The organism is Oerskovia sp. NPDC056781 (genome assembly GCF_042789955.1).
GTDB classification, from domain to species: Bacteria; Actinomycetota; Actinomycetes; order Actinomycetales; family Cellulomonadaceae; genus Oerskovia; species Oerskovia rustica.
Genome location: NZ_JBHUAD010000085.1, coordinates 1 through 15335 on the forward strand (window position 1 = coordinate 1; position 15335 = coordinate 15335).

General features: G+C 71.1%; 15 protein-coding genes. 10 read left to right on the forward strand and 5 right to left on the reverse strand.

Annotated features, from left to right (window positions below):
* Positions 1-48 precede the first annotated feature (48 nt).
* Positions 49-699 (reverse strand): class I SAM-dependent methyltransferase, encoded by a 651-nt coding sequence (locus ACFRCR_RS09475; protein ID WP_371415826.1) that lies wholly within the window; start codon positions 697-699, stop codon positions 49-51.
* Positions 700-915: 216 nt separating this feature from the next.
* Here ACFRCR_RS09475 and sigE point away from each other — a divergent pair, with 216 nt between their 5' ends.
* The 7 genes from sigE (at position 916) to ACFRCR_RS09510 (ending at position 7389) form a co-directional block, all read left to right on the forward strand.
* Positions 916-1560 carry an RNA polymerase sigma factor SigE gene (gene sigE / locus ACFRCR_RS09480; protein WP_377677037.1) on the forward strand — a complete coding sequence of 215 codons (645 nt, stop codon included), beginning with the start codon at positions 916-918 and terminating at the stop codon, positions 1558-1560.
* Entirely contained in the window at positions 1557-2561 is a 1005-nt protein-coding gene (locus ACFRCR_RS09485) for an anti-sigma factor family protein (RefSeq protein WP_377677039.1), read from the forward strand. The genes sigE and ACFRCR_RS09485 overlap by 4 nt, the downstream gene beginning before the upstream one ends.
* A gap of 188 nt (positions 2562-2749) precedes the next feature.
* Positions 2750-4126: a S1C family serine protease gene (locus tag ACFRCR_RS09490; protein ID WP_377677041.1), complete on the forward strand. Its 1377-nt coding sequence runs from the start codon at positions 2750-2752 to the stop codon at positions 4124-4126.
* 9 nt (positions 4127-4135) lie between these two features.
* On the forward strand, positions 4136-4519 hold the full coding sequence (locus ACFRCR_RS09495; protein ID WP_377677043.1) for a twin-arginine translocase TatA/TatE family subunit: 384 nt from the start codon (positions 4136-4138) through the stop codon (positions 4517-4519).
* Between the two features lie 70 nt (positions 4520-4589).
* A complete protein-coding gene (gene trpS, locus ACFRCR_RS09500; RefSeq protein ID WP_377677045.1) occupies positions 4590-5627 on the forward strand; it encodes a tryptophan--tRNA ligase in 1038 nt (345 codons plus the stop codon).
* A complete protein-coding gene (locus tag ACFRCR_RS09505; RefSeq protein WP_377677046.1) occupies positions 5627-6178 on the forward strand; it encodes a 2'-5' RNA ligase family protein in 552 nt (183 codons plus the stop codon). Before trpS ends, ACFRCR_RS09505 begins: the two co-directional genes overlap by 1 nt.
* 29 nt (positions 6179-6207) lie before the next feature.
* Positions 6208-7389 carry a YihY/virulence factor BrkB family protein gene (locus ACFRCR_RS09510; RefSeq protein WP_377677048.1) on the forward strand — a complete coding sequence of 394 codons (1182 nt, stop codon included), beginning with the start codon at positions 6208-6210 and terminating at the stop codon, positions 7387-7389.
* Between the two features lie 69 nt (positions 7390-7458).
* Here ACFRCR_RS09510 and ACFRCR_RS09515 read toward each other — a convergent pair whose 3' ends face one another.
* The 4 genes from ACFRCR_RS09515 to sdhC form a co-directional block, all read right to left on the reverse strand.
* Entirely contained in the window at positions 7459-8232 is a 774-nt protein-coding gene (locus tag ACFRCR_RS09515; protein WP_138823851.1) for a succinate dehydrogenase iron-sulfur subunit, read from the reverse strand.
* On the reverse strand, positions 8232-10064 hold the full coding sequence (gene sdhA, locus ACFRCR_RS09520) for a succinate dehydrogenase flavoprotein subunit (protein WP_377677052.1): 1833 nt from the start codon (positions 10062-10064) through the stop codon (positions 8232-8234). The genes ACFRCR_RS09515 and sdhA overlap by 1 nt, the downstream gene beginning before the upstream one ends.
* Before the next feature lie 83 nt (positions 10065-10147).
* Positions 10148-10609: a succinate dehydrogenase, hydrophobic membrane anchor protein gene (gene sdhD / locus ACFRCR_RS09525; RefSeq protein WP_191794396.1), complete on the reverse strand. Its 462-nt coding sequence runs from the start codon at positions 10607-10609 to the stop codon at positions 10148-10150.
* Positions 10609-10992 carry a succinate dehydrogenase, cytochrome b556 subunit gene (gene sdhC, locus ACFRCR_RS09530; RefSeq protein ID WP_082608862.1) on the reverse strand — a complete coding sequence of 128 codons (384 nt, stop codon included), beginning with the start codon at positions 10990-10992 and terminating at the stop codon, positions 10609-10611. The genes sdhD and sdhC overlap by 1 nt, the downstream gene beginning before the upstream one ends.
* A 335-nt stretch (positions 10993-11327) precedes the next feature.
* Here sdhC and ACFRCR_RS09535 point away from each other — a divergent pair, with 335 nt between their 5' ends.
* From ACFRCR_RS09535 to ACFRCR_RS09545, 3 genes are all read left to right on the forward strand, one after another.
* A complete protein-coding gene (locus tag ACFRCR_RS09535) occupies positions 11328-12503 on the forward strand; it encodes a mannose-1-phosphate guanylyltransferase (RefSeq protein WP_377677053.1) in 1176 nt (391 codons plus the stop codon).
* Between the two features lie 245 nt (positions 12504-12748).
* Entirely contained in the window at positions 12749-13942 is a 1194-nt protein-coding gene (locus ACFRCR_RS09540) for an amidohydrolase (RefSeq protein ID WP_377677054.1), read from the forward strand.
* A gap of 269 nt (positions 13943-14211) precedes the next feature.
* Positions 14212-15303 carry a BMP family protein gene (locus tag ACFRCR_RS09545; protein ID WP_377677056.1) on the forward strand — a complete coding sequence of 364 codons (1092 nt, stop codon included), beginning with the start codon at positions 14212-14214 and terminating at the stop codon, positions 15301-15303.
* Positions 15304-15335: the final 32 nt, after the last annotated feature.

The window sequence follows — 15335 nt, forward strand, 5'->3', positions numbered from 1 at the left end:
GACAGCCCCCTCCCCGGTCTCGGTGAGGGGCCCTCTCGTCGTGTGCGGCTACCGCCGGACGCCCAGCAGGAGCCCGTCGCCGCTGGGGATCATGGCAGGCAGGACCCGCTCGTCGGCACGCAGGGAGCGACCGACCTCGCGGACGATGGCCGTGACCTCGTCGCGTCGCGCCGGGTCCGCGACGCGGTCGCCCACGAGCGCCCCGTCGACGGCCACGATCCCGCCCGGTCGCAGGAGACGCAGCGCCTGCTCGACGTACTCGGGATAGCTGTGCCGGTCGGCCCCGACGAGCACGAGGTCGTAGGCGCCGTCGGTGAGCCGGGGCAGCACGTCGCTCGCCCGGCCGGGGATGGTCCGGGTGCGCGTCGCGCGGATCCCTGCCTCGGCGAACGCGTCCTTGGCGGCCCGCTGGTGCTCGACCTCGACGTCGATCGTGGTCAGGACACCGTCCTCGGGCATCCCCCGGAGGAGCCAGAGGGAGGCGACGCCCGTACCCGTACCGATCTCGACGACGGCGCGGGCGGCGAGGGCCGCGGCGAGGGCCTGGAGGACGGCGCCCACGCCGGGCAGGACGGCGGGGCAACCGAGCTCGGCGGCTCGCTCACGAGCGCGCAGGAGGACGTCGTCCTCCGGCACGAACTCCTCGCAGTAGGTCCAGCTCGACGCCTTGGCGTTGGTCCGGCCGATGTCGGTGGTGATAGGGCCCTCCTGGTCTTGGGCACCGCGTGTCTCCGGTGACCCGGACGGACTGCTGTGGTGCGGCGGCCCCGCGCGGTGCAGGTGATGCGATCGTACCGGTCGAAGGGCCTCGAAGCGCTGGCTGGAGCGCGTTCGGGGGGAGGTTTCGTGCACGTCGTGTCGACGTCCCTGCGCGAGCGGGAACGGATGCGGGTCCCGCGACGTTGAGAGGGGACAATGGACCGTGTGAGCAGTGACGTGAGTGCCCAGCCCTGGACGCCCCCCTCGTGGGACCAGATCGTGCGGGAGCACTCCGCGCGCGTGTACAGGCTCGCGTACCGCCTGACGGGGAACCAGCACGACGCCGAGGACCTGACCCAGGAGACCTTCATCCGGGTGTTCCGCTCGTTGTCGAGCTACACACCCGGGACGTTCGAGGGCTGGCTCCACCGCATCACGACCAACTTGTTCCTCGACCAGGTCCGGCGCAAGCAGCGCATCCGCATGGAGGCCATGGGCGACGACTCGGCGCAGTACCCGGCCACCGGTGAGATGACCCATCCGGAGCGCGGGTACGAGCACACGAACCTCGACCACGACGTGCAGCGGGCGCTCGACGCCCTGTCCCCGGAGTACCGGGCGGCGGTCGTGCTGTGCGACATCGAAGGACTGAGCTACGAGGAGATCGCGGTCACGCTGGGCATCAAGCTGGGCACGGTGCGCTCACGCATCCACCGCGCCCGCACCCAGCTCCGCGCGGCGCTGCCCCACCGCGACCCGTCCGAGCGCACCGGGAGCGACACCGGTTCCGTGCCCTCGGCGGACTCCGCCGTCGACGAGCTCGCCGCGCTCGCGGCGCACACCGCCCCGGGGGGACCATGACGCACCTCGGGACCCTCGTCAGCGCCCTCGCCGACGACCAGCTCTCACCGGCCACGCGCGAGCGCGCGCTGACGCACGTCGCGGGTTGCGACCAGTGCGCCGCGGAGCTCGCGGTGGCGCGCGCGGTGCGCAAGCGGCTCTCGTGCGCGCGTGACGTCCTGCCCACCACGGACCTGACCTCCCGCCTCCTGGCCCTCTCTTCGGAGATCCCCGCGGCGCAGGGGGACCCGCTGCGGCAGGGGCCGCCCGCCCGCGACCCGTGGGCCGCGGCGCCCGAGGCCGGCGCGCTGCGGGACGCCCTCACGGGGGACTTCGTGGCGCACGCCCGACGGCGGCGCTCGCGTCGGACGGTCGTCGCGGCGTCGAGCGGTCTCGCCGTCCTCGCGGTGGCGCTGTTCACGCTCGGAGACCGCCCGGTCGTGGTGCCCGACCGGCACGTCGCGGCCCCGCTGACGCTCCTCGCGCAGGCAGGGGACGACGCGCCGGACGCGACGGATCCCGGTCTGGTGCCGGTGCGTCCCACGGCCGGCGGGTCGGGGACCAGCGCCTCGGGCGCGGCCCCCACCGACTCGATGGACCTGGTCGACTCGGCGGCGCTCGCGTGGATGGCCGACCACGGCTGGACGAGCCCCTCGGGGATCCTCGAGGGATTCGACGTGACGGGCGTCCACCTCGTCGGAGACGACAGGGACGTCCTGCAGGTCGATCTCGCGGGGCCCGAGGGGACGATCGTGGTGCGCGAGCAGGTCGGGCGGTTGGACACCACGTCGCTGACGCGGTCCGAGGGGTTCGACGGGCGCGCCGTCTACGTCCTGTCCGACGAGCCGTGGCACGTCGTGTGGCAGGCTGGGGACACGGTGATCGACGTGGTGGCCGAGGCTCGCAAGGAGGTCCTCGCCGCGTTCGTGGCGACGTTCCCGGCGCACGACTTCGACGCGGGGGTCCCGGCCCGCATCTCCCGGGGATGGACGACCATGACAGGAGCCTTGGGCACCCCATGACCGCACACGACTCAGCGCCCGGACCCGCGGAGCCGCAGCCGGACCCCGCCCGGCCGGAGCCCGCGCCGTCCCAGCAGGCGGCCGACCACCGAGAGGCGCCGCCGCAGGAGCCCCGGAACCCGTTCGCGCCACCGTCGTCGTACCGGTCGACGCCTGCGACGCCGGCTCCGGTCGAGAGGAACGCCTCGGTGCCGCCCGCCCCGGTGGCCGGGCAGCACGACACGCGACCCTACGGTGCGCCGCTCGGCCCGCTGCCGGTCGCGCGCCCCGGGCTCGCGGGCTACGGCGCCGCCCAGGGCCCGCAGTCCCCGGTCCCGCCCCCGCCGTCGTACCAGGTGGCCCGGCCCGGGGTGTACCCGCCGGGACAGCCCCCCCAGCAGCCAGGCGGTCCTGCGCAGCCGCAGGGCGGTCCGTCGGCACCCCCCGTCGGGCCCTGGGGCGAGCAGCAGGCCCCGTCCGCCCCGTCACGACGGCGCGGGCTCGGCGCGGGGGCCGTCGCCGGCATCGCGGCTCTGGCCCTGGTCGCCGGGGCGGTCGGAGGAGTCGCAGCGGACAGGATCGTCGACGGGTCGGACCGTCGGCCCGTGGACGTCTCCCTCCCGGCCGCGGGCACGGCCCCGGGCGAGGAACGACCCGCAGGGTCGGTCGCGGCCGTCGCGGCGAGCGTGCTGCCGAGCGTGGTCTCGCTCCAGGTCCAGGGTGCGGACGGTGTCTCGACCGGGTCGGGCTTCGTGATCCGTGAGGACGGCTTCATCCTCACGAACAACCACGTGGTCGCGGGCGGTGCGGCGGGAGGCGAGGTCACGGTGCTCTTCGCCGACGGCAGCGAGCGTCCGGCCGAGATCGTCGGCCGCACCCCTGACTACGACCTGGCGGTCGTCAAGGTCGACGAGTCGGGACTGACTCCGCTCGTCCTGGGCGACAGCGACGCGGTCGTCGTCGGCGACCCGGTCGTCGCGATCGGGGCGCCGCTCGGACTCAACGGGACGGTCACGACGGGGATCGTGAGCGCACTGCACCGGCCGGTCGCCGCGGGCGACTCGGCGGAGACGGCGTTCATCGACGCCATCCAGACGGACGCCGCGATCAATCCGGGCAACTCGGGCGGACCGCTCGTCAACGGTGCGGGGGAGGTCGTCGGGGTGAACTCCGCCATCGCGCAGCCGCCGGGCACGGGCGCGGCGACGGGGAGCATCGGGCTCGGCTTCGCGATCCCCTCGAACCAGGCCCGGCGCACCGCGCAGGAGCTCATGGCCAGCGGTACGGCCACGTACCCGGTGATCGGCGTCCTGCTCGACTCGCGCTACCAAGGTGAGGGCGTCCAGGTCACGACCGAGCCGCAGGGCGGGCAGGCCCCCGTGACGGCGGACGGACCTGCTGCCGTGGCAGGGATCCAGGCAGGTGACGTGATCCTCTCGATCGACGGACGGCCCGTGAGCCTGAGCGACGAGCTCATCGTGGCGATCCGGGCCAAGGCGCCCGGGGACACCGTGACGCTGCGCGTGCGCACGGGGGACCAGGAGCGCGACGTCCGTGTCGTGCTCGACGAAGCCACGAGCGAGTAGTCTGACCGCGTGTTCGGAATCAACGGCTGGGAATTCGGGATCATTCTGGTGGTCGCCGTGATCGTCATCGGTCCGGAGAGGCTGCCCCGGTACGCCGAACAGCTCGGCGCGTTCGTCCGCACCGCTCGCGGCTTCCTGAAGGACGCCAAGGAACGGGTGGACGACGAGCTCGGCGACCAGGTCGGCGACGTGGACTGGTCCAAGCTGGACCCGCGCCAGTACGACCCGCGGCGCATCGTCCGTGAGGCGTTGCTCGACGACGACGTGCTCGGCCCGTCGGCGCGACCGCGTGCCGCGGGCCCCGTCCCGCCCCCGCCCCCGCCTTCCGGGGGCTCTGCCACCGAGGTACCGGTGCCCGGGCGGCGCGCACCGTTCGACGACGAAGCCACCTGAGTCCGGGCCTTCCGGACACGGTGGTCGGCCCGGATTCGGCCAGGGCACCTCGACCTGTCAGAATGGGGCAATGGTCAACGAGGTTCCCGGTGTACGGCGTCCACGCATCTTCTCGGGGATGCAGCCCACGGAAGATTCCCTCCAGCTGGGCAACTACATCGGGGCTCTGAGCCAGTGGGTGGCCCTGCAGGAGTCGTACGACGCGATCTACTGCGTCGTCGACATGCACGCCCTGACGGTCAACCCCGAGCCGGAGAAGCTGCGCGAGCGTACGCGCCGCACCGCGGCCCAGTACCTGGCCGGCGGTGTGGACCCCGAGGGGTCGACGCTGTTCGTGCAGTCGCACGTCCCGGAGCACGCGGAGCTCGCCTGGGTGCTCTCGTGCCAGACAGGGTTCGGCGAGGCCGGCCGCATGACGCAGTTCAAGGACAAGTCGGCGAAGCAGGGTACCGACGGCACGACGGTCGGGCTCTTCACCTACCCGGTGCTCATGGCCGCCGACATCCTGCTGTACGACGCGGCGCTCGTACCGGTCGGCGAGGACCAGCGCCAGCACCTGGAGCTCGCCCGCAACCTGGCCGAGCGCCTCAACTCCCGCTTCGGTGAGGACACCGCGGTCGTCCCCGAGCCGCACATCGTCAAGGCCGTCGCGAAGATCTACGACCTGCAGGAGCCCACGGCCAAGATGAGCAAGTCCTCCTCGGGAGGCAAGGGGGTCATCTGGCTCCTCGAGGACCCCAAGGTCGCGGCGAAGCGCGTCAAGTCTGCGGCGACGGACTCGGAGAACGAGATCCGTTACGACCCGGTGGCCAAGCCCGGCATCTCGAACCTCCTGACGATCTTCTCCGCGCTCACGTCGCGGCCCGTCGACCAGATCGCGGCGGACTACGAGGGCAAGGGGTACGGACACCTCAAGGTGGACCTGGCCGAGGTCGTGGTCGACTTCCTGACGCCGTTCCAGGCACGGGCGAACGAGTACCTGTCGGACCCGGCCGAGCTCGACGCTGTCCTCGCTCGCGGCGCGGAGCGGGCTCGTGGCCTGGCTCAGGAGACCCTCGACCGCATCTACGACCGGGTCGGACTGCTGCCCGCTCGTCGGACGCGCTGATGAACCTCCCCGAGCGGGGTCCGCACCAGGTGCGGATCGGTATCGCGATCGAGATCCCCGAGCCTTACGGCACCGCGCTCCAGGAAGCACGGGCGGCGTTCGGCGACCCGTTCGCGGGAGACATCCCTCCGCACATCACCCTCCTCGGGCCGACCGTCGTGGACGAGTCCGACCTCGACGAGGTGTACGCCCACCTGGAGCACGTCGCGGAGCAGGCGGCGCCGTTCCGAGCCATCCTGCGTGGATCGGGGACGTTCCGGCCCGTCTCGCCCGTGGTCTTCGTGGTCGTCGCACAGGGGATCGCGGAGTGCGAGGGGCTCGAGGGAGCCGTGCGCTCAGGGATCCTGGACCAGGAGCTGCGCTTCAACTACCACCCGCACGTCACGGTCGCGCACGAGGTCGACGACGAGGCGCTCGACCTCGCTTTCGACGAGATGGCGGGCTTCGAGGCCGCGTTCGACGTCACGGGTATCCACCTGTACGAGCACGGCGACGACGGCGTGTGGCGACCGGCTCGCAGGTTCGACCTCACCGGGCCGTCGGACGGGTGAGTCGCGCCGTCCTCTTCTAGGCTCGGGCGATGACCCAGGCAACCACCCCGGCACCCGTTCGCAGGGCCGGGACCGCACGTCCGGGCCATGAGGGCCCATCCTCCGACTCCCCGAGGACCAGCACGTCGTACCCGCCCCGCACCACGCCTGGCTCCACGCCCGACGACGGTGCCTCTGACGCCCCCGGGACGGTCGCCCGCCTGACGGCCCGTGCCAAGGCGCTCCAGGCCTGGTGGAACACGACCCGACCGGCACGCGCCCTCGCACAGTACGGGGTCCAGCGCGGAGCCCTCCTGTGCGGCGGCATGGCCTACTCGGCGTTGTTCTCCCTGTTCGCCGGGCTGACGATCTTCTACACGGCCTTCATGGCCTTCCTGGGCAACCGGGAGGAGCTGCGCGACGAGATCTTCGCGCAGATCGACAAGGCGATCCCGGGACTGATCAAGCAGACGCCTGACGGGTCGGGCATCATCTCGCCCGACGACCTGATCCTCGACCGTGGCTTCGACCTGTCGAGCATCATCGCGGTGGTCGTGCTGCTCTTCAGCGCGATCTCCTTCATGGCGGCGCTGCGCACCTCCACCCGGGCGATGTTCTCGCTCACGAACGTCGGGCAGAACCCGGTGCTGTCCAAGCTGCGGGAGCTGGGCGGGTTCGCCGTGCTGGGGATCAGCGTGGTGATCTCCGCGGCCGCGACGGTCGTGGTCCAGACCCTCGGTGCGACGATCTTCGGCGACGGCGTCCTGGCGGCGGTCCTGGTGCCCGTGGGCGGCATCCTCGTCGGGCTCGTGTTCGACGCGATCGTGGTCCTGCTCATCATCCGCTTCGTCGCAGGCGTACGGCCGCCGCGCAAGGACCTGTACATCGGCGCGATGACGGCGGCAGCGGCCTTCGGCGTGCTGCGCTACCTCGGGACGAGCATCATCGTCGGGAGCTCGTCGCGCAACGTGCTGCTGGGCTCGTTCGCCACGTTCGTGACGATCCTCCTGCTGGCCAACTTCGTCACCCGGATCCTGCTCATGGTCGCGGCGTGGATCGCGGACCCACCCGCGCAGCCGACCGCGGACGAGCTGCGCGAGCAGGCCGAGGCGGAGCAGGACGAGCGGCTCGAGGCGCGCGTCCGCAGAGGAGCCGGGTACGGCTATCCCTGGAGCCCCGTCGTGCGCGGGGTCCGACGGGGCCGAGCGCCCAGGGTGTCCGTCAGGCTCTGAGCCGTCCAACGCCGACGGCGGCCCACCGGCGAGAGCCGGGGACCGCCGTCGGGCAGTGCAGGAGGCGTGTCAGAACGCGCGGGTGATCATCGCGCGCTTGACCTCCTGGATCGCCTTGGTGACCTCGATGCCACGAGGGCACGCCTCGGTGCAGTTGAAGGTCGTGCGGCAGCGCCACACGCCTTCCTTGTCGTTGAGGATCTCCAGGCGCTGGGCCGCTCCCTCGTCGCGCGAGTCGAAGATGAAGCGGTGGGCGTTGACGATCGCCGCGGGGCCGAAGTACTGCCCGTCGGTCCAGAACACTGGGCAAGACGACGTGCACGCCGCGCACAGGATGCACTTGGTCGTGTCGTCGAACCGCTCGCGCTGCTCGGCCGACTGCAGGCGCTCCTTGCTGGGCTCGTTCCCCGAGGTGATGAGGAACGGCATGATCTCGCGGTAGGAGGCGAAGAACGGCTCCATGTCCACGACCAGGTCCTTGATGACCGGCAGGCCCTTGATGGGCTCGACGGTGATCGGCTTGTCCGGGTTGACGTCCTTGAGCAGCGTCTTGCAGGCCAGGCGGTTGCGGCCGTTGATCCGCATCGCGTCCGAGCCGCAGATCCCGTGCGCGCACGAGCGACGGAAGGTCAGCGAGCCGTCGTGCTCCCACTTGATCTTGTGCAGGGCGTCGAGCACGCGGTCCGTGCCGTGGGCCAGGACCGTGTACTCCTCCCAGTACGCGTCGTCCCCGTGCTCGGACTCGGGGTTGTAGCGGCGGAGCTTGATCGTGACCTCGAAGGAGGGCACGGCGCCGACCTCGGTCTTCTCAGAACCGGCAGGGGCTTCGAGTGTGGCAGTCATCAGTACTTACGCTCCATGGGCTCGTACCGGGTCTGGGTGACGGGCTTGGAACCCAGCACGATCTTGTAGGAATCGAACTCCTCGACGTGGTCGAAGTAGCCGTCGACGTGACCGTCGGCGGTGTCGCCGGCGGAGGTGGGGCGACGGTAGGCCATCGTGTGGAGCATGTAGTTGGCGTCGTCGCGGTCCGGGAAGTCCTCGCGGTAGTGACCGCCGCGCGACTCCTTGCGGTTGATCGCGGCGATGACCGTGACCTCGGCGATGTCGAGCAGGAAGCCCAGCTCGATGGCCTCGAGGAGGTCGGTGTTGAACAGGCGTCCCTTGTCCTGGACCGAGACGTTGCGGTAGCGGTCCTGGAGGGTGCGGATGTCCGAGAGCGCCTGGTCGAGCGACTCGCCCGTGCGGAACACCTGGGCGTTGGCGTCCATGGTCTCCTGGAGCGCCTTGCGGACGTCGGCCACGCGCTCGCCGTCGGGACGGTTGCGCATCTCGTCGAGCTGCGCGATCACGGCGGCCGCGGGGTTCTCGGGGAGCTCGCGGTACTCGGCGGTCGCGGCGTACTTGGCGGCCTCGCGACCGGCGCGCTTGCCGAACACGTTGATGTCGAGGAGCGAGTTGGTGCCCAGGCGGTTGGACCCGTGGACAGAGACGCACGCGACCTCGCCGGCCGCGTACAGGCCGCGGACGACGTTGTGGCCGTCACGCAGCACCTCGCCGCCGACGTTGGTCGGGATGCCGCCCATGGCGTAGTGCGCCGTGGGGTACACGGGGACCGGCTCGGTGTAGGGCTCGATGCCGAGGTAGGTGCGCGCGAACTCCGTGATGTCCGGCAGCTTGGCGTCGATGTGCGCGGGCTCGAGGTGCGTGAGGTCGAGCAGGACGTAGTCCTTGTTCGGCCCGGCGCCGCGGCCCTCGCGGACCTCGTTCGCCATCGAGCGGGCGACGATGTCGCGCGGCGCGAGGTCCTTGATGGTCGGGGCGTAGCGCTCCATGAAGCGCTCACCCTCGCCGTTGCGCAGGATGCCGCCCTCACCACGGGCCGCCTCCGACAGGAGGATGCCGAGTCCCGCGAGGCCCGTCGGGTGGAACTGGAAGAACTCCATGTCCTCGAGCGGGAGACCGCGGCGGTAGGCGAGCGCCATGCCGTCACCGGTGAGGGTGTGCGCGTTCGACGTCGTCTTGAAGATCTTGCCCGCGCCGCCCGTGGCGAAGATGATCGCCTTGGCCTGGAAGACGTGGATCTCGCCCGTCGCGAGGTCGTAGGCGACGACGCCCGTCGCGTTGACCTGCTCGCCGTCGGGCACGTCCTCGGCCGCGAGGTCGTGGTCCGTGATGAGGTCCAGGACGTAGAACTCGTTGAAGAACTCGACGTTCTGCTTGACGCAGTTCTGGTAGAGCGTCTGGAGGATCATGTGACCCGTACGGTCCGCGGCGTAGCACGAGCGGCGGACCGCGGCCTCACCGTGGTTTCGGGTGTGCCCGCCGAAGCGGCGCTGGTCGATCTTGCCCTCGGGGGTGCGGTTGAACGGCAGGCCCATGCGCTCGAGGTCGAGCACCGCGTCGATGGCCTCCTTGGCCATGATCTCGGCGGCGTCCTGGTCGACGAGGTAGTCGCCGCCCTTGACCGTGTCGAACGTGTGCCACTCCCAGTTGTCCTCCTCGACGTTCGCGAGGGCGGCGCACATGCCGCCCTGCGCCGCGCCGGTGTGGGACCGGGTGGGGTAGAGCTTCGAGATGACCGCCGTGCGGACCTTGCCGGACGACTCCAGTGCCGCGCGCATGCCGGCGCCGCCTGCTCCGACGATGACGACGTCGTACTGATGGGTTTGCATCGGTGTCGATGCCTCCTGTGACGAGTGGGAAAGGGGACGGGGCTGTCGGCCGGCGGCTGGGGGACCGTCGGTCGGCAGGGCCGTCAGGCGGGGCAGAACGACGGGAGCTGGTAGTCCAGGGCGTTCGGGGGGCACGGGTCGAACGTGAAGACCACGAGCGTGCCGAGCACGGTGACGACCACGAACGCGAGGTACAGCGCGAGCTTGAGCACGAGGCGCGTGCCGTCCCGCTGCGCGTAGTCGTTGATGATCGTGCGCACGCCGTTGGTGCCGTGGATCATCGCGAGCCACAGCATCAGCAGGTCCCAGACCTGCCAGAACGGCGAGGCCCACTTGCCGGCGACGAAGCCGAAGTCGATCGCGTGGACGCCCTCGCCGACCATGAGGTTGACGAAGAGGTGCCCGAAGATCAGGACGATCAGCACGACGCCCGAGGCGCGCATGAAGACCCAGCTGTACAGCTCGTAGTTGGAGCGCGTGGACTTCTGGCGCTTGTACGGGTCGCGGGGGGCCGCGAGGGGAGAGCTGGTGCTCGTGGTGCTCATCAGTGCCCACCTCCGAAGACGTTCATGAGGTGGCGCGGCAGGAAGCCCGCCATCGTCACCGCGAACAGGCCGACGACGACCCAGAGCATGGTGCGCTGGTACTTGGGCCCCTTGGCCCAGAAGTCGACGAGGATGATCCGGACACCGTTGAAGGCGTGGAACACGATGGCGGCCACGAGGCCGGCCTCTCCGAGTCCCATGATCACGGTCTTGTAGGTGCCGATCACGGCGTCGTACGCCTCGGGCGAGACTCGTACAAGCGCTGTGTCCAGCACGTGCACGAGGAGGAAGAAGAAGATGAGCACGCCGGTCACGCGATGCGCGACCCACGACCACATGCCTTCACGGCCGCGGTACAGCGTGCCAGCAGGTGCACTGGGCACTTAGGGGCCTCCTGTGGCGAGTTCAGGGGTGAGATATCGAGCTGGACGACGTCGTCCGCCGGTGGCCGTTCACGACCGCTCCGCGCCGAGGCTCTGGCGAGTCGGTAGGAGCGGCAGATCCACGGCTCGCCGGAGTCCGCCGATATCCGTCTCTGGGGTTCCACCATAGTGATACCGGCATCGTGGTGCGGACCGTGGTGCGTTCCCAGCGGCCCGGTCACCCCTGTTTGTGACCCATTCCACACGGCTCCCGATGACCCGCGGACGCCCGTCCGCGGGGTGTCCTCGGGCGCCCGGTCACGCGTCGGTCACGCGTCGGTCACTATGCTTCGAGGATGTCGACGCTCCCCGTCCCCGCGCCCAGCCCTGACTCGTCGCCGGACGGGTCCGCCCCGGTGACCCCGGCGATCCCCGGTTTCTACGCCGTGATCCCCGCAGGAGGCGCCGGGACGCGGCTGTGGCCGCTCTCGCGCCGCGGCAACCCGAAGTTCCTGCTCGACCTGACGGGGGCCGGGAGGTCGCTGCTGCAGGCCACGGTCGACCGGCTCGCGCCCCTCGCCGGCCAGGACGGCATCGTCCTGGTGACCGGTCGTCAGCACGTCGCCTCGGCGCGCACCCAGCTCCCGGGCCTGCGCGACGACGCCTTGCTCGCGGAGCCCTCGCCCCGCGACTCGATGGCGGCGATCGGGCTCGCCGCTGCGGTGCTCGAGCACCGCCATGGTGACGTGGTGATCGGCTCGTTCGCGGCGGACCAGGTCATCACCGGTCAGGCGGCGTTCGAGCAGGCGGTCCGGGAGGGGGTCGAGGCTGCCCGGGCGGGCTACGTCGTCACCGTCGGGATCGCGGCGTCGCGGCCGTCGACGGCCTTCGGCTACGTCCGGAGCGGCGCCTCCCTGGATCTCGCCGGTGCCCCCACGGCCCTGCACGCGCAGGGGTTCACGGAGAAGCCGGACGCGGTGACGGCCCAGCGCTACGTCCGGTCGGGGGAGTACCGCTGGAACGCGGGCATGTTCATCACGCGCACCTCGGTGCTGCTCGGGCATCTCGCGGACCAGCGCCCCGAGCTGCACGACGGTCTGCGCACGGTGGCCGCGGCGTGGGACACCCCGGACCGGGACCGTGTCCTGGCGGAGGTCTGGCCCGGGCTGGAGAAGATCGCGATCGACCACGCGGTCGCCGAGCCGGTCGCGGCCGTGGGCGGGGTCGCGGTGGTCCCGGGGAACTTCGGGTGGGACGACATCGGCGACTTCAACTCGTTGGCCGCGCTGCTGCCCTCGGCCGACGAGTCGGGCTCCAAGGTGCTCGGCGACACCGACCGGGTCGTGCGCCGCGAGAGCGCGGGGTCGGTCGTCGTCCCGGCGAGCGACCGGGTCGTCACGATCCTCGGGCTCGACGACGTCGTGGTCGTCGACACCCCCGACGCGCTCCTGGTCACCACGCGTGCCCGCGCGCAGCAGGTCAAGGCCATGGTCGACCTCGTGCGCGAGCGCGGCCTGGACGAGCTCCTCTGACGCGACGCGCAGGGGCTCAGCGGACGCTCGGGGGGGGGGCGGGACGCCGTCGGGCAGGGGAGGCCGCGGCCCGACGGCGCCGCTCGCCCTCACCGTGCCCGTACCGTCCCGGTGCGTGGCACGGTCGCCCGCGCCGACGGGGCCGGGGATAGTCTCGGCTGGTGAGCAGTCCTGAGGAGAGCACCGAGAACAGCACCCCGTCGGACCGTGCCCGGACGGGGGCCCGGCCCTCGTCGACGCACCTCCTGGCGCGCACGGCGACCGGGGACACGGTCGTCGACCTGGCCTCGACCTTCGAGGACGAGCTCGTCGCGATCCGGCGCGACATCCACGCGCACCCCGAGGTCTCGCGCACCGAGACCCGCACCACGGCCCTGATCGCCGACCGGCTGCGCGCGGCGGGGCTCGAGCCCCGGCTCCTGCCGGGTACCGGGCTCGTGTGCGACATCGGCGGCTCGGAGGGCCCGGACGGTGCCGTGCTCGGGCGGGTCGCGCTGCGCGCCGACATCGACGCGCTCCCGGTCCAGGACCGGTGCGAGCTCCCGTGGGCCTCGACCACCCCCGGCGTCGCGCACGCGTGCGGGCACGACGTGCACGCCACCGTCGTGCTGGGGGCGGGCCTGGTCCTCGCCGCGCTCGCCGAGCGGGGCGAGCTGCCCCGTCCTGTCCGGCTCGTGTTCCAGCCGGCGGAGGAGGTCCAGCCCGGCGGCTCGCTCGACGTGATCGCCGCGGGCGGCCTCGACGGGGTCGAGGAGATCTATGCCGTCCACTGCGACCCCAAGGTCGACGCGGGGCAGATCGGCACGCGCATCGGTCCCATCACCTCGGCGTCCGACGAGGTCTCCGTGACCATCACCTCGCCCGGCGGGCACACGTCCCGCCCGCACCTGACGGGCGACGTGGTCTACGCGCTCGGCCAGGTCATCACGCAGGTCCCCGCGGTGCTCGGTCGTCGTCTCGACCCCCGTTCGGGGGTCAATCTCACGTGGGGCGCGGTGCACGCCGGTTCGGCGCACAACGCGATCCCCAGCACCGGGACGGTCCGCGGGACGCTGCGCTGCCTCGACGTGCGGGCCTGGGAGTTCGCGGGGCAGGTCCTGCACGACGCGGTCGAGCAGGTCGTCGCGCCCTACGAGGTCGAGGTGACGGTCAACCACACCCGCGGGGTGCCGCCGGTCGAGAACGCCGAGGACTGCACGGCCTCGCTCGAGGCCGCGGCGCGCGACGTGCTGGGGCCCGCGTCGGTGCTCCTCACGGAGCAGTCGCTCGGAGGCGAGGACTTCGCCTGGTACCTGACCAAGGTCTCCGGCGCGATGGCCCGGCTGGGCACCCGGACGCCCGGCGGGCGGTCGTACGACATCCACCAGGGCGACCTGCGGGTGGACGAGGCGGCGATCGGCGCGGGGGTCCGCCTGCTCGCGCGGGTCGCGCTGGGCTGAGCGGACGGCACGTCGGTCGATGCTCGAAACGTTGCCCTGTGCAACCAAGTGTCCGACCGCTGGAACGCGAACGGTCACGGCTGAGACGTCAGATGACGCTTCCATAACGAAGCGTCCGCGTTACCCGCAAGTAACGTCCGACGTCCCCGGACGTGGCTAGTGTTCGATCAATACAGGCCGACGGACCCCGTGACCTACCCGTGCAACGACGCGCGGGCAGGTCTCGGTTTTCTCCCGGGGGCCATCGACGAGATCGAACGGAGCTCATGGTGAAGAGAGCAACGCAGATGACAGCGCTCGCGGCCGTCGCCGCGCTGGCGCTGGCTGCATGTGGGAGCGCACCCGAAGAGGGCGGCGCCACGGGCACGGCCGGGGGCTCGGAGTCGAGCTTCAAGGCGTGCATGGTGTCCGACGCGGGCGGCTTCGACGACAAGTCCTTCAACGAGTCGGGCTTCAACGGCCTCAAGGCTGCCGAGAAGAACCTGGGCATCCAGACCGCCACGGCCGAGTCGAAGGAGGAGTCGAACTTCGCTCCGAACATCGACAACCTGGTCTCCGAGAACTGCAACGTCATCGTGACGGTCGGCTTCCTCCTCGCGACGGCCACGGGCGACGCCGCCCAGGCCAACCCGGACGTCGACTTCGCGATCGTCGACTCGACGGCGCAGGACGCTGACGGCAACACGATCGAGCTCGACAACGTCAAGCCGATCAGCTTCGACACCGCCCAGGCCTCGTTCCTCGCGGGCTACCTCGCCGCGGGCATGAGCAAGACCGGCACCGTCGCGACCTACGGTGGCCTGCAGATCCCGTCCGTGACGATCTTCATGGACGGCTTCGTCGACGGCGTCGCGAACTACAACGAGACGCACGGCACCGACGTCAAGACGCTCGGCTGGAACAAGGACAGCCAGAACGGCTCGTTCGCCGGTGGCTTCGAGGACCAGTCCCAGGGCCAGCAGCTGACCCAGACCTTCATCGACCAGGGTGCGGACATCATCATGCCCGTCGCCGGTCCGGTCGGCGTCGGCACGCTCGCCGCCGCCAAGGACGCGACCGACGTGTCGGTCATCTGGGTCGACGCGGACGGCTTCGAGACCAACCCCGACAGCGGCGACCTCATCCTGACCTCGGTGCTCAAGGAGATCGGCGCGGGCGTCGAGGACGTCATCACGGCGGCCTCCGAGGACGAGTTCTCCAACGAGCCCTACGTGGGCACGCTCGAGAACGGCGGCGTGGACATCGCGCCGTACCACGACTTCGACTCGAAGGTTCCTCAGGAGCTCAAGGACGAGATCGACCAGCTCCGCAAGGACATCATCGACGGCACGATCGTCGTGGAGTCCCCGAGCTCGCCGTGACCTGTATTAGTATTTTGTTGTTGTGGGTGGTG